An 18,161-nucleotide genomic window follows, 5' to 3' on the forward strand; every position below is an offset into this window, starting at 1 on the left:
AGCGGGGGGTCGTCCCCCCTCGGGAGGTACTGATGCTCGTCGCGTCGGGTCTGGTCAAGCACTACGGGGGCGTCACCGCGCTCGACGGGGTCGGCATCGCCCTGGACGCGGGGGAGGTGCACGCGCTCGTCGGGGAGAACGGCGCCGGCAAGTCCACGCTCGTGAAGATCCTGTCCGGGGTGGTGCGGCCCGAGGGCGGCACCGTGGAGCTGGACGGCGCGCCCGTCCGGTTCGCCGACGCGCGGCACGCGGCGGCGCAGGGCGTCGCGATCGTCTCGCAGGAGCTGATGACCTACGACGACCTGACCGTGCTGGAGAACCTGTTCCCGTACGGGGCGCCGCGCCGCCGCGGGCTCGTCAGCACGCGGGAGATGCGGCGGCTCGCCGCGCCCGTCCTCGCCGAGCTGGGCCTCGACCCGCCCCCGCACGCGAAGGTCGGCGCGCTGCCCCTCGCCGACCGGCAGCTCCTGGAGATCTGCCGGGCGCTGCTGCAGGACCCCCGCGTGCTGATCCTGGACGAGCCCACCTCGGCGCTGCCCCGCGACGCCGCCGCCCGGCTCGCCGCCGTCACCCGGCGGCTGGCCGGGCGGGGCCTCGCCGTCCTCTACATCTCGCACTTCCTGGAGGAGGTGATGAGGGTCGCGACCAGGGTCACCGTCCTGCGGGACGGCCGGGTCGTGCTGCCGGGCGCACCGGCCGCCGACGTCGGCCTGGACTCCCTGGTCACCGCGATGCTCGGGCAGCCCGCCCGGCACGCGGCAGCCGCGGCCGCCGCCCCGCGCCGCCCCGGCGGGGCGGCGGCCGCCCGCACCGCGGTCGCGCTCGCCTCCGTCACCGTGCCGGGACGGCTCCGGGACGTCTCGCTCACCGCCGCCGGCGGTGAGATCGTCGGACTGGCCGGGCTCCAGGGGTCCGGGCACCTCGCCGTGCTCGACGCCGTCTGCGGCCGGGCCCGGCCCGCGTCCGGGACGGTCCGGCTGCCGGACGGCCGGTCGCCCCGCTCGCCCCGGCACGCCGTCACCATGGGCGTCGCCTACGTCTCCGGCGACCGCAAGGGCCGCGGGCTGATGCTCGACAAGGCGCTCTGGGAGAACATCACGTCGGTGAGCTGGCTCGGGCAGGGCCGCGGCGGAGTCATGCCGCGGCGCTCCCGCCTCGTCGCCCGGTCCCGCGCGCATCTGGAGCGCCTCCGCGTCCGCGGCGGCGTCCGCGCCCGCGCGAGCGAGCTGTCCGGCGGCAACCAGCAGAAGGCCGTGTTCGCGAAGTGGCTGGACGCGGACCCGGCCGTCCTCGTGCTGGACGACCCGACCCGGGGCGTGGACGTCGGCGCCCGCGGCGAGCTGCACGGCATCGTCCGGGGCCTGGCCGCCGAGGGGAAGGCGGTGCTGATCGCCTCCAGCGACCTTGCCGAGCTGGTCGAGCTGTGCCACCGCGTCGTCGTCCTGCAACACGGCCGCATCGTCGGGACCCTCGCCGGCGACCGGCTCACCGAGCCGGAGCTGAGCCTCGCCATGAACGCGGGCTTCGCCGACCCCGGCTGACCGGGCCGGTCCCGGCTAGCCGGCCAGCAGGGCGACGACGGGCGCGAACGCCTCCATGGCCGAGTCCGGGACCTGGTAGTAGGTGAAGCCGTAGCGGTCGCGGCGGGCGAGCATCTGCTCGGCGATGTGCTCGGGCGGCCCGACGAACTGCGACGGCATCTCCAGCACGAGCCCGGCGGACGAGGTCCCCCAGCCGCGCGTCACCGCGACGCGGGCGGCGGTGCGGCGCGGGTCGTCCCCGAACACGGGGTTCACCATCATGCTCAGCTCGACGTCCCGGCCGCCGGCGGCCTCGAGGACCCGGTCGACCTTGCGGGCGATGGTGTCCGGCAGCCGCTCGGAGAGCTCGTCGGAGATCGCCCCCTCGGGGAGGGCGCGGGGGAGGATGCCGACGGTGTCGGCGTGCCGCCCGGCGATCCCGAGCATGCGGGCGCTGCCCGCGCCGACGACCAGCGGCGGCCGCCGCTCCGGGCGCGGGAAGACGGTCAGCCCGTCGACGCGGTAGTGCTCCCCGGCGAAGGCGGTCTTCTCGCCGCCGAGGAGGCTCCGCAGGATCCGCAGCGACTCCTCCAGCCGCCCGACCCGCGTCCCGGCCGGGTCGAAGGGCATCCCCGCGGCCGCGTACTCGTCGCGGAGCCAGCCCGCGCCGATGCCCAGTTCGAACCGCCCGCCCGACAGGTGGTCGAGGGTGGCGGCCTCCTTGGCGAGCATCACCGGGTGCCGGAAGTCGTTGGCGAGGACCATCGTGCCCAGCCGCAGCGTGGTCGTGGCGGCCGCGGCGGCCGCCAGCGCCACCATCGGGGCGAGCTGCTCGCCGAACGGGTCGGCGACGAAATGGTCCCGCAGCGTCAGCACGTCGTATCCGAGGGCTTCGGCGCGCCGCGCGGTCTCGACCAGGCCCTCGCCCGACCTGATCGACTCGCCCACGACGCCGAAGCGGAAGTTGCCTGCCATGCCATGAGCGTGCCCGCCGGCCGGGTGCGGGTGCTGGCGGGAATCCGACATGAGGGTTCCGGGGGACGGTCTCGACCGGCGGAAGGTCTCGACCGGCGGAACGGGGCGAGCGGCTCGGTCGCCGTCCGTGCGGCGTAAGGGCGTCACCGACTGCCCCGTTCGCACCGGTCCCTTCCCAGGCTGCGTCCGGCCGCCCGGATTTTCAACCTTCGCGGGGCGCCACCCGCTGCGCCAGCAGCCGGCCCGGCCAGTCGCCGACGGTGAACTCGGCGACGGGCTCGAACCCGTTGCGGCGGTAGTACTCGACGAGCCGCCCGTCGCCTCCGCCGTAGCAGTCGACGCGCAGCAGGGAGACGCCCCTGGCCCGCGCCTCCTCCTTGGCCTTCGCGATGAGCGCGGTGCCCACCCCGTGCCCGGCGAACGCCCGGTCGGTCACCAGCAGCGTGATGTACAGCTCCGGCTCGCCGGCCGGGTCGATGTAGGGCGTCGGACGGGGCGCGACCGCCATGACCCCGGCCGGGCGGCCGTCCACCTGCCCGACCCAGATCTCGTCGTCGCGGGCGATGCCCTCGATGCGCTCCACCCGGCGCGGATCGCGCGACCACGGCTCGCTGCCCCACTGGCCCGTCCGGCCCCCGGCCGCGAGCCACGCGACCGCGCCGTCCAGCATGGCGAGCATCAGCGGCGCGTCGGCGGGCCCGCCGCTCCGGATCCCGATCATGCGCCGATGAAGCCCTGCGCGCGGCGGAACAGGCCGAGGGTGATCGCGTGCAGCAGGTCGCCGGTCTCCTTGGGCGCCTTGCCCGCGAACGCGCGGGCGTGGGTGCCCTCCAGGACGATCCCGAGCTTGAAGCACGCGAGCACCGCGTACCAGGTGATGGACGACAGGTCGCGCCCGGCGACGGCGTCCGCGCGCTCGGCGTAGGTGGCGACCAGCTCGTCCGCGGCCGGCAGTCCGCCCGCCTCGCCCAGCGGCCCGGCCAGCGCGGCGCTCTGGTCGTCGCCGTCCGGCCAGGTGGCCAGCAGCCAGCCGAGGTCGAGCAGCGGGTCGCCGATCGTGCACATCTCCCAGTCGACGATCGCGGCGACCTCGGGGCCGTCGAAGGAGTACATCAGGTTGGCCAGGTGGTAGTCGCCGTGCAGGACGCCCGGCCGCCACACCTTGGGACGGTGCTCCTCCAACCACCGGGCGACGTCGTCCAGGCCGGGGATGTCGGGGCCGGGGTAGCCGTCGAGCGTGCTGTAGGAGTCGAGTTCGGACGTCCAGCGGCCCACCTGCCGCTCCAGGAACCCCTCGGGCTTGCCGAAGTCGCCCAGCCCGGCCGCCTCGTGGTCGACCGCGCCCAGCGCCGACAGCGCGCGCGCCGCGTTCAGCCCCATCTCCCGCCGGACGGACGCGTCGCCCGCGTGCAGGGCCGGAAGCGCGACCGAGGCGTTGAAGCCCTCGACCGGCGTCATCAGGTAGAAGACCGCGCCGCCCATCACCGTCTCGTCCGGGCAGGCCGCGATGAGGCGCGGCGCGGGGACGTCGGTGCCGTCGAGCGCCCCCAGCACGCGGGCCTCGCGGCGCAGGACGTCGTTCGTCCTGGCCCGCAGATGCGCCGGGCCGCGCCGCAGCACGTAGTCGCGGCCGCCCCGCCGGAACCGGATCAGGGTGTTCTGCGTGCCGCCCGCGAGCGGCGCGACGTCCTCGAACGGGCCGCCCGGCAGGCCCCGGTCGTCCATCCACCCGGCCAGGACGGCGAAGTCCACGAGGGCGCGGTCGATCTGCTCAGGCTGCACGGCGGGTCCCTTTCCGGCGCAAGGTCACCCGGAGGGTAACAGTCATGCACTTGCATTACTTACTGAGGTGGGTCGATTATCGGGGAAACGACGCAGGAGGCTCGCCATGGCATGGGACTTCGAGACCGACCCCGACTACCAGGAACTCCTCGACTGGGCGGACGCCTTCGTCCGGGACGAGGTCGAGCCGCTCGACCTGGTGCTCGGCGACCCCTACGACAAGGGCGACCCCCGCTACAAGCGGCTCGTCCGCCCCCTCCAGGACCAGGTCCGCGACAAGGGGCTGTGGGCGTGCCACCTCGGCCCCGATCTCGGCGGGCAGGGGTACGGCCAGGTCAAGCTGGCCCTGCTGAACGAGATCCTCGGCCGCTCCCGGTGGGCGCCGTCGGTGTTCGGCTGCCAGGCGCCCGACTCCGGCAACGCCGAGATCATCGCCCACTTCGGCACGCCCGAGCAGAAGGACCGCTACCTGCGCCCCCTGCTCGACGGCGACATCTCCTCGTCCTACTCGATGACCGAGCCGCACGGGGGTGCCGACCCCACGCTGTTCACCACGCGCGCCGTCCGGGACGGGGACGGGTGGGTCATCAACGGCGAGAAGTGGTTCTCCTCCAACGCCCGCCACGCGACCTTCCTGATCGTGATGGCGGTGACCAACCCCGATGTGTCGGCCTACGAGGGCATGTCGATGTTCATCGTGCCCGCCGACGCGCCGGGGCTGACCACCGTCCGCAACGTCGGCGTCGGCGGCGAGCGCGAGGGCTCGCACGGCTACCTGCGCTACGAGGACGTCCGCGTCCCGGCCGAGAACCTCCTCGGCGACGAGGGCGGCGCGTTCGTCATCGCGCAGACCCGCCTCGGCGGCGGCCGCGTCCACCACGCGATGCGGACCATCGCGCAGGTCCGCAAGGCGTTCGACATGATGCTGGAGCGCGCCGCGTCCCGGCAGACCCGGTTCGGCGCCCTGGCCAAGATGCAGATGACCCGCGAGAAGATCGCCGACAGCTGGATCGAGATCGAGCAGTTCCGGCTGCTCGTCCTGCGCACCGCCTGGCTGATCGACAAGCACGGGGACTACAAGAAGGTCCGCAAGGACATCGCCGCCGTCAAGGCCGCGATGCCGAAGGTCTACCACGACGTCGTCCAGCGCGCGATGCACCTGCACGGCGCCCTCGGCGTCTCCAACGAGATGCCGTTCGCGGGCATGCTGCTCGCCGCCGAGGCGCTCGGCATCGCCGACGGCCCCACCGAGGTCCACAAGATCACCCTGGCCCGGCAGCTGCTGCGCGACGTCGAGCCGGTCGAGGGGCTGTGGCCGTCCGGCCACCTGCCGACCCGCCGGGAGGCCGCCCGCGCGCGCTTCGCCGAGGCCTTGGAGCTCGCGATCGCCGATGAGTGACACCCGCGAGCGGCTGCTGGACGCGGCCGAGGCCCTCTACGCCGCGCGCGGCGTGGACGCCGTCAGCCTCCGGGAGATCCTCCAGGAGGCCGGCGCCCGCAACGCCACGGCCGTCCAGTACCACTTCGGGGACCGCGCCGGGATCCTGCGCGCGATCTTCGCCCGGCACGCCCCCGACGTGGAGGCCCGCAGGCACGCCCTGCTCGACGCCTACGAGGACGGCGAGCGGGGCGTCCGCCCCCTCGCCGCCGCCCTCGTCCGCCCGCTCGCGGCCCGCCTCGCCGACGAGTCGGGTCGCGCCCACCTGCAGATCTGGGCGGACGTGGTGAACCGCCCGAACCCGCTCGTCCCCGTAGCGGTTCTTGACGACCCCCGCGACAGCCTCTGCCGCTGGCGGAACCTCGTCGAACCCCTCCTCGAAGAGGACGCGGCCCGCCTGCACCGCCGCTTCACCGCCATCCTGTACGCGTCGATCGAGCTGGCCCGCCGCGCCCGCTCCGGCCCCCGCACCGACGACCGCCTGTTCACCAGCTACCTGATCGACGTCGTCGCCGCGATCCTCGGCGCCCCCGTCTCGCCCGAGACCCGCCGCCTCGCCGCCGAACGCGACGCCGCCCGCCGCTGAGGTGACATCCGTCCAAGACGGGGCGGATTCGCGCCGCGCACACTGGGAAGCCAGATCCAGGGAGGACGACATGACGAGTGAGATCCGCCGGACCTTCTACCCGCTGATCAGGTCCGCCGACCCGGGCCGCACGATGGCGTGGCTGGAGAGCGCGTTCGGCTTCACCGAGGTCGCGGCGCACAAGGACGACTCCGGGACGATCGTCCACGCCGAGATGCGCTTCGACACCGGCCTGCTGATGCTCGGCAGGGCCGACACGCCCCCGGCCTCGGTCTACGTCGCCGTCGACGACCCCGATGCCCACCACGACCGCGCGAAGGCCGCCGGCGCCGAGATCACCAGCCCCCTCGTCGACCAGGACTACGGCTCCCGCGACTACGCGGCCCGCGACCTCGACGGCAACACCTGGTACTTCGGCACCTACCGCCCCTGACCCGCCCCGCCTCACGGGCGGATATTCGAAGGCTCGGGGACGGGGGGCGGTGTTACGGTTCGGGGGCCGGCGGCGGGACTTCGGTGCGACTTCCGGAACCCACCTTTGAAGTGATGATTCGCCAGCTCGCGCTTCCCTTCCCCGGCCGGCACCCCCGATCCCCCCGACCGAGCCTGGGAAACGATGAGCGAGACGTTCGCGGACCTCGTCGCGTGCGAGGACGTGCTGATGTTCGTCAACGCTGCGATCACCTCGACCGGGCAGCGGGAGTTCCACGGCGACCGGGCGGAGCAGCGGCTCAGCCTCGGGTTCCTGCACGAGTACATGCTGGAGAACTACCGCGAGGTGTACGCGGCCGCGCTGGCGCTGGACGTCAACGACCACAACGCGGCGATCATCGTCCGGAACCTGCTGGTGCGGGCGGGGGACGTCGGGGTCGAGCGGCGCCGGAAGGAAGGGCGGCTGATCGCGCGGCGGTTGCAGGGGATGCCGCGGCAGCGCGTGTACCGGGTCTTCCGGGAGCTGCGGCGGCTCGGGGTGAACAACCGGCGGACGCGCGCCATCATCCGCGACTGGATGGCCGGCCGCCGCGACCCCGCGTTCGACCTCGTGAAGTACCGGGGAGCGGTGAAGGACGTCGCACGGCACGCGCACCTGCGGTTCGACCGGGAGCAGCACGACTTCCTGTTCGCGCCGCGGGCGGTGAAGGCGTTCCAGACGCCGATCTTCGAGCAGTGGCGCCGGGCGCACTACGAGCAGGCCGCGATCTACGAGCTGCCGTACACGGTCGCGGAAGGGTTCGCGGCCAAGCACGGGATACCGCGCGAGGTGTTCCTGGAGCGGATCGAGCACCGGATGACGCGGCTGGAGCGGCTGCGCATGCAGGGCGCCGGCGTCCGCGCGGACCTGGGGGAGATGCCGCTGACGCGGCTCGCGTCGTACGTGCTGTCCCTGCCGCTGGACGAGCGGGCGGCGCGGCGCGCCGAGCTGTCGCGGGCGCTGCGCACCGCCGCCAGGCGGGTCGCCGGGCCGGCGCGCGGGTCGTGGGGCCGGGTCGCCGCCGTGCTGGACGACAGCTACTCCTCCCTCGGATCGGGGGAGAAGCGGCGCCGCCCGCTGGCGGTCGCGCTCGCCGTGCACTACCTGCTGGAGGCGCTGGCGAAGGAGTACACGCCGCTGTGGACGTCGGGCCGCACCGACGAGCTGCTGCTCTACCCGTCCGGCCCGACACCGCTCGGCCTGCGGATCATCGACGCGCTGGACACCGCCCCCGAGCGGCTCCTCATCGTCTCCGACGGCTGGGACAACGCCCCGCCCGGCCTCGCCGCCGACGTGCTGCGGGTCTGGCGGACCCGGCTCGACCCGGGCCACCGGCGGGCGCCCGGCCACCGGACGCTGATCGTGCACCTCAACCCGGTGTACGACGCGGACGGCTTCGAGGTGCGGCGGCTGGCCCCGGCCGTCCCGACGGCGGGCGTCCGCGACGCCGAGAACCTGGCCACGCTGGTGGAGCTGGCGAGGTTCGCCGAGGGCCGGGTCGGGCTCGCCAAGCTGCGGGCCCACCTCGACGACCGGGTCGCCCGGTTCCTGGGAGCGCCGGCATGACGTTCGATCTGGACGGCCTGGAGACGGGCCCGGCGCAGGTGTGGGGTTCGGTGCGGCTCGTCCCGCTCATCCGCGACGAGCCCGTCCCCAACCTGCGGTTGCACCGCAAGGTGTACGCCGAGCCGGTGTCGGTCGTCGACGTGGGCGACGCGTACTACGTGTCGTTCGTCCCGCACGCCTTCGTGGCGGCATGGGACGACGGCGACCAGCTGCCGGGCGCCTCCTACGGGACGCGGCTGGTGGAGCGCGAGAGCGGCCAGGCGCCGCCGCGCATCCCGGTGCGGGTCGTGCGGCGCATGGCGCGGAAGGCGGACCGGAACCGGCTCCGCTTCCTGCCTCTGCACCTGGCCGTCGAGGGCTACCTCGCGCTGCACTTCGGCGGCCCGGAGATCGCCTGGGAGGAGTGGGCGCGCCGGGCCGTCGCCCGCGGCCTGTCGCCCCGCTGCGAGGAGGCCTACACCGGGCTTCAGGTGCGGGGACTGGAGGACGCGCTGAGGGTCTTCGAGATCCATCCGGGGCAGTGCGGCGTCCTGGTCTACGTCGCGGACTCCCTGGCCAGCGCGTTCGCCGTCCCGCATCCCGACGACTACCGCGCACTGCACCCGACGCTGGTCGAGGACCTCTTCGGTGAGCTGATCTACATGTACGGCCTGCTGGGCGCCCCCGCGGGCGACCTGTCCGGCCGCATCGACGGCACCGGGATCCGCTCCCTGGCCGACCTGCGGGCCGCGGCCGAACTCCAGCGGGAGGAGTGGGCGTCGTTCCACGACGCGGTGATGGCCGGGCAGCTGTTCGACCAGGACGGGACGCGCCAGGTCGTCCAGCACCTGCACGGGTTCGAGCTCGCGCGGTTCCTGCCGTCGTTCGCGCCGCGCGCCGAGAACCACATCGGCGAGACGATCACCGACGGGGACGGCCGGGTCGCCTACCTCAAGTCGTTCCGGCTGTCGGACACGCAGGTCAGGCGCGGCTACCTGCTGCGCAGGCTCGCCGAGCACGACTGGCGGCTGAGCGCCACCGCCGCGGCCCTCGGCACCGATGAGGGGTCGCTGGCGCTGCGCCTGGAGCGGGCGGGGTTCGGGTACCTGCTGCGGCAGGACGTCCTCGACCACTACCGGGCGCGGCGGCGGGCTACCTGAGGCCGGCGAACAGGTCCTCCTCCTTGTCCGGGGCCTCGACGCGGCAGAAGTGCCGCACGAACGCCTCGAACGAGAACGCCGCGCGCTGCATCTCCTCCGGCATCCGCAGCAGGAAGATGTTCTCGCCCTGGCTGGCGTGCGCCTCCAGGGCCTTGCGCTTGGCGTCCACGTGCGCGGACACGTCGACCGCGCTGGTGATCAGCTCGTCGGGGGTGCCGAAGTCCTCCGGCGGGTCGAAGTCGATCTCCACGCCGGCCTCCCGGACGGCGTCGAACATCTGCTTGATGCCCGAGCGGGGGATCGCGGTGTAGTACAGCTTGTCGGGCACGCCGCCGCGCTCCGCGGCGGCCAGCGCGATGCGGTGCGCCTGGATGTGGTCGGGGTGCCCGTAGCCGCCGTTCTCGTCGTAGGTGACGACGACCTGCGGCCGGTACCGCTCCATCAGCTCGGCCAGCCGCCCGGCGGACTCGTCGAGCGGGACGTTCGCGAACGCGCGCGGGTCGTCGTTGGTCGCCCAGCCGTCCATGCCGGAATCGCGGTAGCCGAGCAGCTCCAGGTGGCCGATGTCGAGCAGCGCCGCCGACTCGCGCAGCTCCCCGAGGCGGCGCCGCGCGACCTCCTCGGCGTCGTGGCCCGGCTCGCCGGGCTTCACACCGCCGGAGTCGTCGCCCTGCTCGCCGTTGGTGCAGGTGACCAGCACCGTCCGGATGCCCTCGGCGGCGCTGCGGGCGAGCAGCCCGCCCGTTCCGAGCACCTCGTCGTCAGGGTGGGCGTGGACGGCCATCAGCGTGAGTTCGTGCGTCATCCGGGCTCCTCAAAGGGTTTCGGCCGTCCACCCTACGTGCCTGTCCCGCGAAGTCGATCAGACCTGGGACGTGGATTCCGCGGGCGACAGGTCCGCGACCGTCAGCGGGTGCGCGGGCGCGTCGAAGGGGAAGGTGGACGACGACCGCAACCCGTCCAGCATGAGCAGCTCGCCGGGGGCGAGGAGCCGCCAGCCGGGGTCGTCGTCCATCCGCTCGCTGGCGAGCACGACCGCCGGGCACGCCTCCCGGTGCGCCTCCACCCTCACCTGCCCGGGCTCTCGGTCGGACGCCAGGTGCCGGGCCGGGCCGGGCCTGTCCAGCGTGGGCGTGAGCACCCACAGCTCGTGGGTCTCCGGGTAGCGCAGCGCCCACAGCCGCCGCGACTCGGCGAGCAGGATGTTCAGCGCGAACACCGGCAGCTCCGCGGCGATGCGTCGCACGGCCGCGACCAGCCCGGCGGTGGTGTCGCCGTGCCGCCGGATCTCCGCGGTGATGTAGGCGAAGACCAGCTCGGAATCGGTCTGGCCCTGCATCAGCGCCCGGTCGACGTCGGTGAGCCACGAGCCGAGGCCGTCGAGGCCGCGCACCACGCCGTTGTGGGCGAACAGCCGGTCGTCCATGACGAACGGGTGCGAGTTGTGCACGTCCGGCGCCCCCGTGGAGGCGTACCGGACGTGCGACACGAACGTGTGCGACACGATGTGGCGTGCCTCGGAGTTGAAGTCGGCGTCCTGGAACGCCGCGATCGGCGCCCGGTCGCGGACGGGCTCCTCGCCGAGCGAGAACCAGCCGAGCCCCGTCCCGTCCGGCATGCGGCGGGACTGGAACTCCAGGCTCTCCGGCGCGTCCAGCAGCCAGAACGTGGCGTGCACGCGCGGCCCGCCCGTGGTCATCCCGAACAGTCGGCACATGCCCGCAGGATGCCCGCCGGGCGCCCGCCGGAACACGGCACCGCGAAAGACCTTCGACCACCGGCCCGCGATGACGTACCGTCCGGTGTATGGGGTCGCCGGTGGTGCTGCTGGACGTCGACGGGGTGCTCAATCCGTTCGAGAGGCCCCATCGCGGGTTCAAACGGCACCGGTGCTCGCCGAACGGCCAGATGTTCCATCTGTGGCTCAACCCGGCGCACGGCCCGGCGCTGCTCCAGCTCGCCGAGTCGACCGGCGCCGAACTGGCCTGGGCGAGCTACTGGTGCGGCCACGCCAACGGCTGGATCGGGCCCAGGGTCGGGCTGCCGGAGCTGCCGTTCGTCCCGATCCCGTCCTATCCCGGCAGCGCCGAGGGGCGCTCACTCGGCGCGTGGAAGGCCCGGCACGTGGCCGCGTGGGCGGAGGGCCGCCCGTTCGTGTGGTTCGAGGACGAGCCCGACGCCACCGAGTGCATCGCCGGCGAACCGGGCGTCGCCGACCACCTCCTCGTCGAGATCGACCCGCTCACCGGGCTCACCGACGAGCACCTCGGCGCCGCCGAGGCCTGGCTCCGCGCCCTCACCCGCTGACCGGCGCCCACATGGGGGCCCGGACGGGGAAGGTTCCATTCGTCCAAGACGGTGCGCGGCGGGGGTCCGTAGCGTCCTCGGACGAACGGAAAAGGAGCCGACGATGTCGAGATCACCATTGCTGGACGCGGCCTTCGGATACATGCCGGCGCAGATCGTGCACACGGCCGCCGAGATAGGGGTGGCCGACGCCCTGGCCGGCGGGCCGCGGACGAGCGGGGAACTGGCGGAGGCGACCGGCACCCACGCGCCGTCCCTGCTGCGCCTGCTGCGCGGCCTCGTCACCCTGGGCGCCGTCGAGCAGAAGGAGCGGGACCTGTTCGCCCTGACCGCCGAGGGGCAGCGCCTCCGCGCGGACGCGCCCGACTCGGTCCGCGCGCTGATCAGGCTGTTCTGCGGCCCCGAGGTGTGGCGGACGTGGGGCGACATGACCGGGACGCTGCGCACGGGCGAGTACGCCTGGAAGCGCGTGACCGGACACACGTCGTTCGAGCACTTCGCGTCCGACCCGGAGCTGTCGGCGACGTTCAACGCGGCGATGGCCGAGCACACCCGCGCGGTCGCGCCGGGCATGATCGAGGCCCACGACTTCTCCCGCTACGGGACGGTCGCCGACCTCGGCGGCGGCGACGGCACGCTGCTCGCCGCGATCCTGCGCGCGAACCCCGGCGTGCGCGGGCTGCTGGTCGACCTGCCCGCCGGGCTCGACGCCGCCTCCGGCACGCTGGCGGACGTCGCCGGCCGGGCCGAGATCGTGCCGGGCGACTTCTTCGAGTCCGTCCCCGCGGGCGCGGACGCCTACGTCCTCAAGAGCGTCCTGCACGACTGGAGCGACGGGAAGGCCCTCGCCATCCTGCGGAACGTCCGCGCGGCGATGGCGCCCGGCGCGCGCGTCGTCGTCCTGGAGCAGGTGATGCCGGAGATGGTCACGCCGGAGACGGCCGGCATCGTCCGCAACGACCTCAACATGCTCGTCGCCACGGGCGGCCGCGAGCGCTCCGAGGGCGAGTTTCGGGAGCTGCTGGGCGCGGCCGGGTTCACCGGCGTCTCGTTCACCGGGCCGCTGCCTCCCTCCGCGTACCACGTGATCGAGGCCGTGCCCGCGACCTAGCGCTCCGGGCCCGCGACCCAGCGCTCCGCGAGGGCGCCCACGCCGGGGGCCGCTTACCCCGGGACACCGCGAACGTGCAGGATGGACCGTGGTAAGCGACCCCTGACGAAGGAGTGCCCCCATGAGTCCTCTCGCCGGCCGTACCGCCCTGGTCACCGGAGGCAGCCGCGGGATCGGCCGGGCCGTCGCGCTCGCCCTGGCCGCCGACGGGGCGCGGGTGGGCGTCGCCTACCGGCGCGACGAGGAGGCCGCCCGCAAGACCGTCGCCGACATCGAGGCCGCGGGCGCGCGCGGCCACGCCTTCCGCGCCTCGGTCGACAGCGTCGACGACTGCCGCGCGCTCGCCGCGCGGGTCGAGGAGGAGCTCGGCTCCCTCGACATCCTCGTGCACAGCGCCGGGATCGCCAGCCGCGGCAACACCGTCGCCGACACCGACCCCGCCGAGCTGGAGCGGGTCCTGCGGGTGCACGCGTTCGGCCCGCACCACGTCAGCCAGGCGCTGCTGCCGCTGCTGCGCCGCGCCGAACGCGGCGACATCGTGTTCGTCTCCAGCGTGATCACCGACATCATGCCGCCGTTCGGCGGCCCCTACGCGATGGGCAAGGCGGCGATGGAGGCGCTCGCGCAGGTCCTCGCCAAGGAGGAGCGCGGCAACGGCATGCACGTCAACGTGGTCGCGCCCGGGCTGGTCGACACCGACATGGGACGCCGGCTCGTGCGCGCCACCGCGGGCGTCGAGGACATCCGCCGGCAGGACGCCGCGTCCCCCTACGGGCACGTGTGCTCGCCCGAGGAGGTCGCCGACGTGGTGCGGTTCCTCGTGTCGGACGGCGCGTCCTACGTCACCGGGCAGCGCATCGTCGTGGACGGCGGCACCTTCTGAGCCGGCGGCCGTGAGGCGCGAGCGCCCGGGTCAGTTGCGCGTCCAGTCCGGCTGGGCGAAGCCGGCGACCCGGGCCGGCCTGCCGAGCAGCACGACCTCCCGGAACTGCCACAGCATCGCGCCGGTCGGGGCGTGCACGAGCCACCGCGGGCCGAGCCGCATCTGCAGGAGGCTCCCGCCGTCCGGCTGCGGGGCCCAGTGCGGGGTGTCGTCGTCCGCCAGCCGCCGCAGGCTCGTGTAGTGGACGGAGTGGACCTCGTCCGGGCTCGGCGCGAGCGGGCCCGGATCCCGCAGCACCACCACGATCGGCGTGATCGCGAAGCCGGAGCTGGCCGGGAAGTCGTCGAGCCGGCCGAGGACGTCCGCCGGCCCGGCGGCCAGGCCGATCTCCTCGTGCAGCTCGCGCAGCGCGGCCTCCTCGGCGGTCTCGCCGTCCTCCAGCCGCCCGCCCGGCAGCCCCCACTGGCCCGCGTTCCGCCCCCGGTAGGCGCGCTTGATCAGGATCACCGACGGGACGCCGCCGTGCTCCACCGCGCACAGCACGACCCCGGCGCGGCGCAGGCCGGGCGCGTCCGGGACCGTCGTGTGCGCGAACGAGCCGAGCCTGCGGGCCGCGAGCGCCCCGAAGGCGTCCAGGTCATCGAGGGGGCCGGGGGCTCCGGGGGAGGGGTGGGGGACGGTCATGCCTCGATGGTGCCAGCACCCGCCTCGCGGGCGTACCGCGCGGGCGGTGTCCCGACCGCCGCGGTGAAGTCGCGGGTGAAGTGCGCCTGGTCGGCGTAGCCCAGCTCGGCCGCCAGCGCCGCCCAGTCGACCGCCGCGCCCGACGCGGCGCGCTCGGCGGCCTCCTGCATCCGGAACCGCCGGATCACCCATTTCGGGTTGATGCCGACGTACTCGTGGAACAGGCGCTGCAGCGCGCGCACGCTGAACCCCTCCTCGGCGGCCAGTTCGTCCACCCGGACGAGGCCGGGGCGCTCCGCGATCCGCGCCACCACCGAGGCGGCCCGCTCGGCCGACGGGTCGGGCTCGGGAGCCGCCGCCGCCAGGAACTCCTCCAGCCGGGCGACGCCCGCCTCGGCGCTCGCCGCCGCGAAGACCTCCCCGGCCAGCGCGAGCCCCGCCGCGCCGAACACCTCGTCCACCCCCGCGAAGCGGCCGGTCAGCGAGGCGACCGGCCCGTCCAAGAACGGCCTGAACCCGCCGGGCCGGAACGCCGCCCCGATCACGCGGCCCTCCCCGTGGATCTCCTCGACGAACTCGTCCCGCACCACGCCGGCGATCCGCGCGCGCGTCGCCCCGGACGTCAGGTAACTCGTGAACGTGACGTGCACGGACGGGCGCGTGAGCACCTGCTGCCGATGCGGCGGCCGGCCCCGCAGATCCCACCGCAGCACCCAGAAGTCCGCCACGAACGGGGCGAGCGCGGGGCGGGGCGCGATCCGCTCCACGGCGAAGCGCTCCAGGCCCGTCCGGGGGTGCAGGATGCCGCGCGTCCCGGCAGGTAGGGATCGGTCCACCGGATCCAGGGTACCGATGTCGCGTTTCTTCAAGACCCGCGCCGCGTTCCGTCCTAGCGTGGCCGTATGTTCGAACTGATGAGCGAAGGAAAGACCATGGATATCCGGAGCCAGATGCTCCCCGCCGCCGAGGCCGCGGCGCGGATCGTCCTGGAGATACCGGCGGCGAAGCTGGACGCGCCCACCCCGTGCCCCGAATGGGACGTGCGGGGCCTGGTGAACCACCTGATCCTGTGGAGCGGGCGGGGCGAGGCCGCCGCGCGCAAGGCGCCGCCCACCGGGCCCGGCGAGGACCACGACTTCACCGCCGAGCCGCACTGGGCCGAGCGGTTCGAGGAGCAGTCCCGCAAGACCGCCGAGGCCTGGCAGGACGCCGCCGCATGGGAGGGCAACACCAGCCTCACCGGCGCCAAGGAGGGCATGCCCGCCGGGTTCATCGGCGGGATCGTGTTCGTCGAAGGCATCGTGCACGGCTGGGACCTGGCGGTCGCCACCGGCCGCGAGCCCGCCTTCCCGCCCGAGACCGTCCAGGCGGCCTGGGAGCAGACCCTCGCGATGGCCGACGTCAGCCGCCGGTACGGCGCGTTCGGGCCGGAGGTGCCCGTGGCGGAGGACGCCCCCCTGCTCGACCGGGTCCTCGGCCTGGCCGGCCGCGACCCGCGCTGGAGGCCCTGAATCCGCGGCGGCGCGCGGGTCCCGGCGCGAGCGGGGGCCCGTGCGCTCTACCCTTGAGGCATGTCTTCGAGCTCTTCGATCCGCGTACGCTTCGCCCCGTCCCCGACCGGCATGTTCCATGTCGGCGGCGCCCGCTCGGCGCTGTTCAACTGGGTGATGGCCGCCCAGTCCGGCGGGACGCTCGTACTGCGCGTCGAGGACACCGACGCCTCCCGCAACAGCCCCGAATGGACCGAGGGCATCATCCGCGCCCTCGCCTGGCTCGGGATGGACGGCGAGCAGTACGAGGGCCCCTACTTCCAGTCCGCCAACGCCGACAAGCACGCCGAGGCCGTCCAGACGCTGAAGGGCGCCGGCCGCGCCTACTACTGCGACTGCAGCCGCGAGGCGATCGTCACCCGCACCGGCGACCAGCACAAGGGCTACGACGGCTTCTGCCGCGACCGCGGCCTGGAGCCCGGCCCCGGACGCGCCCTGCGCTTCCGCACCCCCGACGAGGGCCAGACCACCGTCGTCGACCTGCTGCGCGGCAAGCCCGTCTTCGAGAACGCCGTCCTGGAGGACTTCGTCATCGCCCGCGCCGACGGCTCGGTCACGTTCCTGCTGGCCAACGCCGTCGACGACATGAGCCAGGGCATCACCCACGTCGTACGCGGCGAGGAGCACCTGTCCAACGCGCCCAAGCAGCAGCTGCTGTGGGAGGCGCTCGGCGGCGAGCCGCCCGTCTGGGCGCACGTCCCCGTCATCGTCAACGAGAAGCGGCAGAAGCTGTCCAAGCGCCGCGACAAGGTCGCGTTGGAGGACTACCGCGCCGAGGGCTACCTCGCCGAGGCCATGCGCAACTACCTGATGCTGCTCGGCTGGGCCCCGTCCGGCGACCGCGAGATCGTGCCCTGGGACGTGATCGTCGACGAGTTCCGTATCGAGGACGTCAACTCCTCGCCCGCCTTCTTCGACGAGAAGAAGCTCCGCTCGTTCAACGGCGAGTACATCCGGGCGCTGCCCGTCGAGAAGTTCATCGCCGAGTGCCTGCCCTTCCTGGAGCAGGCGCCCTTCGACGTGGACGTCGCCGTGTTCGCCGAGCTCGCGCCGCTCGCCCAGACCCGGATCGCGCTGCTCTCGGAGATCGTCCAGATGATCGACTTCGTCTGCCTGGACGAGCCGCCGACCGACGAGCAGTCCTGGAACAAGGCGATGAAGGAGCCCGCCGCCGCGATCCTCGCCGCCGCCGAGGACGCCTACCGGGACGCCCCCTGGAACGCCGCCGAGCTGAAGGACCGGCTGGAGCGCGTCGGCGCCGAGCACGGCCTCAAGCTCGGCAAGACGCAGGCGCCCGTCCGCGTCGCCGTCACCGGCCGCACCGTCGGCCTCCCGCTGTTCGAGTCCCTGGAGATCCTCGGCCGCGACCGCACCCTCGCCCGCATCGCCGCCGCACGAGCTGTGTTGGATCGTGGTTAACGGGGCGCGTGGCTGAGGTGGCGGGCTGAGGTCGGTCGGTTAAGGGTTCCCCCCGGTCAAGGCGTCTGCTCGCCGTTCAGGGCTTGGCGTAGGTCCGTTAGGCGGCGGGTCAGTTCGTCGTAGTCGTCGCGGCGGGCGGGCGGGACGTGCTTGCCGACCACCTCGGCCTGCTCCTCCACCGCCGCCAGGCGGGTCCAGGTCTGCTCGGACGCGTCGGCGGCGGGCTGCTCGTCCAGGCGCTTCTCCTGCTCGCGCAGCAGCGCGGCCTGCTCGCGCAGCAGCACCGTCTGGTCGCGCAACTGCTTGTTCTTGGTGTGCAGCTCCACGAACACCGACACCTTGGCGCGCAGCACCCACGGGTCGAACGGCTTGGAGATGAAGTCGACCGCGCCCGCCGCGTACCCGCGGAACGCGTAGTCGGGGTCGCTGTTCACCGCCGTGAGGAAGATGATCGGCAGGTCGCGGGTCTTCTTGCGGCGCTTGATGTCGCGGGCCGTCTCGAAGCCGTCCATGCCCGGCATGACGACGTCCAGCAGGATGACCGCGTACTCGTCGGTGAGCAGCGCCTTCAGCGCGTCCTCACCGGACCGGGCCCGGACCAGGTCCTGGTCGAGCGAGCTGAGGATGGCCTCCAGCGCGATCAGGTTCTCCTCGCGGTCGTCCACGAGCAGGATCTTCGCCTTGTCGTCCACGCGCGCCTCTCCGATTCCGGTCCCCCGCCGCCGCGGG

At 73.8% G+C, this 18,161-nt stretch carries 19 protein-coding genes; 11 read left to right on the plus strand and 8 right to left on the minus strand.

The genetic code is table 11. From position 1 onward, the window contains the following. The first annotated feature begins 32 nt into the window (after nt 1–32). Nucleotides 33–1,541 (plus strand): sugar ABC transporter ATP-binding protein, encoded by a 1,509-nt coding sequence (locus tag HUT06_RS18210; RefSeq protein ID WP_176196835.1) that lies wholly within the window; start codon nt 33–35, stop codon nt 1,539–1,541. Nucleotides 1,542–1,556: 15 nt separating this feature from the next. Here HUT06_RS18210 and HUT06_RS18215 read toward each other — a convergent pair whose 3' ends face one another. The 3 genes from HUT06_RS18215 to HUT06_RS18225 form a co-directional block, all read right to left on the minus strand. Next, nucleotides 1,557–2,495 (minus strand): TIGR03621 family F420-dependent LLM class oxidoreductase, encoded by a 939-nt coding sequence (locus HUT06_RS18215; protein WP_176196836.1) that lies wholly within the window; start codon nt 2,493–2,495, stop codon nt 1,557–1,559. 202 nt (nt 2,496–2,697) lie between these two features. Beyond that, entirely contained in the window at nt 2,698–3,216 is a 519-nt protein-coding gene (locus tag HUT06_RS18220; RefSeq protein ID WP_254715247.1) for a GNAT family N-acetyltransferase, read from the minus strand. Then, nucleotides 3,213–4,277 carry a phosphotransferase family protein gene (locus HUT06_RS18225; RefSeq protein WP_368406976.1) on the minus strand — a complete coding sequence of 355 codons (1,065 nt, stop codon included), beginning with the start codon at nt 4,275–4,277 and terminating at the stop codon, nt 3,213–3,215. The genes HUT06_RS18220 and HUT06_RS18225 overlap by 4 nt, the downstream gene beginning before the upstream one ends. 106 nt (nt 4,278–4,383) lie before the next feature. On the opposite strand from HUT06_RS18225, the gene HUT06_RS18230 reads away from it, so the two are divergent. The 5 genes from HUT06_RS18230 to HUT06_RS18250 all read left to right on the plus strand — a co-directional run bounded on the left by HUT06_RS18230 (nt 4,384) and on the right by HUT06_RS18250 (nt 9,478). Continuing rightward, a complete protein-coding gene (locus HUT06_RS18230; RefSeq protein ID WP_176196837.1) occupies nt 4,384–5,676 on the plus strand; it encodes an acyl-CoA dehydrogenase family protein in 1,293 nt (430 codons plus the stop codon). Next, complete coding sequence (locus HUT06_RS18235; RefSeq protein ID WP_176196838.1) at nt 5,669–6,301, plus strand: TetR/AcrR family transcriptional regulator; 633 nt, start codon at nt 5,669–5,671, stop codon at nt 6,299–6,301. Before HUT06_RS18230 ends, HUT06_RS18235 begins: the two co-directional genes overlap by 8 nt. Before the next feature lie 70 nt (nt 6,302–6,371). After that, nucleotides 6,372–6,734 carry a VOC family protein gene (locus HUT06_RS18240; protein WP_176196839.1) on the plus strand — a complete coding sequence of 121 codons (363 nt, stop codon included), beginning with the start codon at nt 6,372–6,374 and terminating at the stop codon, nt 6,732–6,734. 183 nt (nt 6,735–6,917) lie between these two features. After that, nucleotides 6,918–8,339 carry a hypothetical protein gene (locus HUT06_RS18245; protein WP_176196840.1) on the plus strand — a complete coding sequence of 474 codons (1,422 nt, stop codon included), beginning with the start codon at nt 6,918–6,920 and terminating at the stop codon, nt 8,337–8,339. Further along, the gene (locus HUT06_RS18250; RefSeq protein ID WP_176196841.1) at nt 8,336–9,478 is read left to right on the plus strand and encodes a hypothetical protein; all 1,143 of its coding nucleotides are present in this window, start codon (nt 8,336–8,338) and stop codon (nt 9,476–9,478) included. The genes HUT06_RS18245 and HUT06_RS18250 overlap by 4 nt, the downstream gene beginning before the upstream one ends. Here HUT06_RS18250 and HUT06_RS18255 read toward each other — a convergent pair. Continuing rightward, entirely contained in the window at nt 9,471–10,283 is an 813-nt protein-coding gene (locus tag HUT06_RS18255) for a PIG-L family deacetylase (protein WP_176196842.1), read from the minus strand. The two genes, HUT06_RS18250 and HUT06_RS18255, sit on opposite strands and share 8 nt — an antisense overlap. 57 nt (nt 10,284–10,340) lie before the next feature. Further along, nucleotides 10,341–11,195, minus strand: a complete 855-nt coding sequence (locus tag HUT06_RS18260; RefSeq protein WP_176196843.1) for a class II glutamine amidotransferase — start codon at nt 11,193–11,195, stop codon at nt 10,341–10,343. A gap of 89 nt (nt 11,196–11,284) precedes the next feature. On the opposite strand from HUT06_RS18260, the gene HUT06_RS18265 reads away from it, so the two are divergent. The 3 genes from HUT06_RS18265 to HUT06_RS18275 all read left to right on the plus strand — a co-directional run bounded on the left by HUT06_RS18265 (nt 11,285) and on the right by HUT06_RS18275 (nt 13,779). Beyond that, complete coding sequence (locus HUT06_RS18265; protein ID WP_176196844.1) at nt 11,285–11,785, plus strand: HAD domain-containing protein; 501 nt, start codon at nt 11,285–11,287, stop codon at nt 11,783–11,785. 103 nt (nt 11,786–11,888) lie between these two features. Beyond that, entirely contained in the window at nt 11,889–12,896 is a 1,008-nt protein-coding gene (locus HUT06_RS18270; RefSeq protein WP_176196845.1) for a methyltransferase, read from the plus strand. Between the two features lie 121 nt (nt 12,897–13,017). Further along, a complete protein-coding gene (locus tag HUT06_RS18275; protein ID WP_176196846.1) occupies nt 13,018–13,779 on the plus strand; it encodes an SDR family NAD(P)-dependent oxidoreductase in 762 nt (253 codons plus the stop codon). 30 nt (nt 13,780–13,809) lie between these two features. Here the strand turns inward: HUT06_RS18275 and HUT06_RS18280 are convergent, their stop codons facing one another. Together HUT06_RS18280 and HUT06_RS18285 are read right to left on the minus strand one after the other, a co-directional pair. Continuing rightward, nucleotides 13,810–14,463, minus strand: coding sequence for a CoA pyrophosphatase (locus HUT06_RS18280; RefSeq protein ID WP_176196847.1), 654 nt, complete (start codon nt 14,461–14,463; stop codon nt 13,810–13,812). Further along, nucleotides 14,460–15,299, minus strand: coding sequence for a helix-turn-helix domain-containing protein (locus tag HUT06_RS18285; RefSeq protein ID WP_176196848.1), 840 nt, complete (start codon nt 15,297–15,299; stop codon nt 14,460–14,462). Before HUT06_RS18285 ends, HUT06_RS18280 begins: the two co-directional genes overlap by 4 nt. Nucleotides 15,300–15,377: 78 nt before the next feature. Between HUT06_RS18285 and HUT06_RS18290 the strand changes: the two genes are divergently transcribed. Both HUT06_RS18290 and gltX read left to right on the plus strand, forming a co-directional pair. Continuing rightward, nucleotides 15,378–15,974, plus strand: a complete 597-nt coding sequence (locus tag HUT06_RS18290; RefSeq protein WP_254715248.1) for a TIGR03086 family metal-binding protein — start codon at nt 15,378–15,380, stop codon at nt 15,972–15,974. A gap of 60 nt (nt 15,975–16,034) precedes the next feature. Further along, nucleotides 16,035–17,432 carry a glutamate--tRNA ligase gene (gltX, locus tag HUT06_RS18295; RefSeq protein ID WP_176196849.1) on the plus strand — a complete coding sequence of 466 codons (1,398 nt, stop codon included), beginning with the start codon at nt 16,035–16,037 and terminating at the stop codon, nt 17,430–17,432. Nucleotides 17,433–17,488: 56 nt separating this feature from the next. On the opposite strand, the gene HUT06_RS18300 is transcribed toward gltX, so the two are convergent. Then, the gene (locus tag HUT06_RS18300; protein WP_176196850.1) at nt 17,489–18,124 is read right to left on the minus strand and encodes a two-component system response regulator; all 636 of its coding nucleotides are present in this window, start codon (nt 18,122–18,124) and stop codon (nt 17,489–17,491) included. Between the last annotated feature and the right edge of the window lie 37 nt (nt 18,125–18,161).

Source organism: Actinomadura sp. NAK00032 (genome assembly GCF_013364275.1).
In the GTDB taxonomy this organism is placed as follows: Bacteria; Actinomycetota; Actinomycetes; order Streptosporangiales; family Streptosporangiaceae; genus Spirillospora.

Excerpts from the sequence above, each read along its gene's own strand:
- HUT06_RS18215 (WP_176196836.1), bottom strand. The coding sequence starts at position 2,495 with ATGGCAGGCAACTTCCGCTTCGGCGTCGTGGGCGAGTCGATCAGGTCG.
- HUT06_RS18240 (WP_176196839.1), top strand. The coding sequence starts at position 6,372 with ATGACGAGTGAGATCCGCCGGACCTTCTACCCGCTGATCAGGTCCGCC.
- HUT06_RS18270 (WP_176196845.1), top strand. The coding sequence starts at position 11,889 with ATGTCGAGATCACCATTGCTGGACGCGGCCTTCGGATACATGCCGGCG.
- HUT06_RS18220 (WP_254715247.1), bottom strand. The coding sequence starts at position 3,216 with ATGATCGGGATCCGGAGCGGCGGGCCCGCCGACGCGCCGCTGATGCTC.
- HUT06_RS18265 (WP_176196844.1), top strand. The coding sequence starts at position 11,285 with ATGGGGTCGCCGGTGGTGCTGCTGGACGTCGACGGGGTGCTCAATCCG.
- HUT06_RS18290 (WP_254715248.1), top strand. The coding sequence starts at position 15,378 with ATGAGCGAAGGAAAGACCATGGATATCCGGAGCCAGATGCTCCCCGCC.
- HUT06_RS18245 (WP_176196840.1), top strand. The coding sequence starts at position 6,918 with ATGAGCGAGACGTTCGCGGACCTCGTCGCGTGCGAGGACGTGCTGATG.
- HUT06_RS18280 (WP_176196847.1), bottom strand. The coding sequence starts at position 14,463 with ATGACCGTCCCCCACCCCTCCCCCGGAGCCCCCGGCCCCCTCGATGAC.
- HUT06_RS18235 (WP_176196838.1), top strand. The coding sequence starts at position 5,669 with ATGAGTGACACCCGCGAGCGGCTGCTGGACGCGGCCGAGGCCCTCTAC.
- HUT06_RS18250 (WP_176196841.1), top strand. The coding sequence starts at position 8,336 with ATGACGTTCGATCTGGACGGCCTGGAGACGGGCCCGGCGCAGGTGTGG.
- gltX (WP_176196849.1), top strand. The coding sequence starts at position 16,035 with ATGTCTTCGAGCTCTTCGATCCGCGTACGCTTCGCCCCGTCCCCGACC.
- HUT06_RS18210 (WP_176196835.1), top strand. The coding sequence starts at position 33 with ATGCTCGTCGCGTCGGGTCTGGTCAAGCACTACGGGGGCGTCACCGCG.
- HUT06_RS18275 (WP_176196846.1), top strand. The coding sequence starts at position 13,018 with ATGAGTCCTCTCGCCGGCCGTACCGCCCTGGTCACCGGAGGCAGCCGC.
- HUT06_RS18260 (WP_176196843.1), bottom strand. The coding sequence starts at position 11,195 with ATGTGCCGACTGTTCGGGATGACCACGGGCGGGCCGCGCGTGCACGCC.
- HUT06_RS18230 (WP_176196837.1), top strand. The coding sequence starts at position 4,384 with ATGGCATGGGACTTCGAGACCGACCCCGACTACCAGGAACTCCTCGAC.
- HUT06_RS18255 (WP_176196842.1), bottom strand. The coding sequence starts at position 10,283 with ATGACGCACGAACTCACGCTGATGGCCGTCCACGCCCACCCTGACGAC.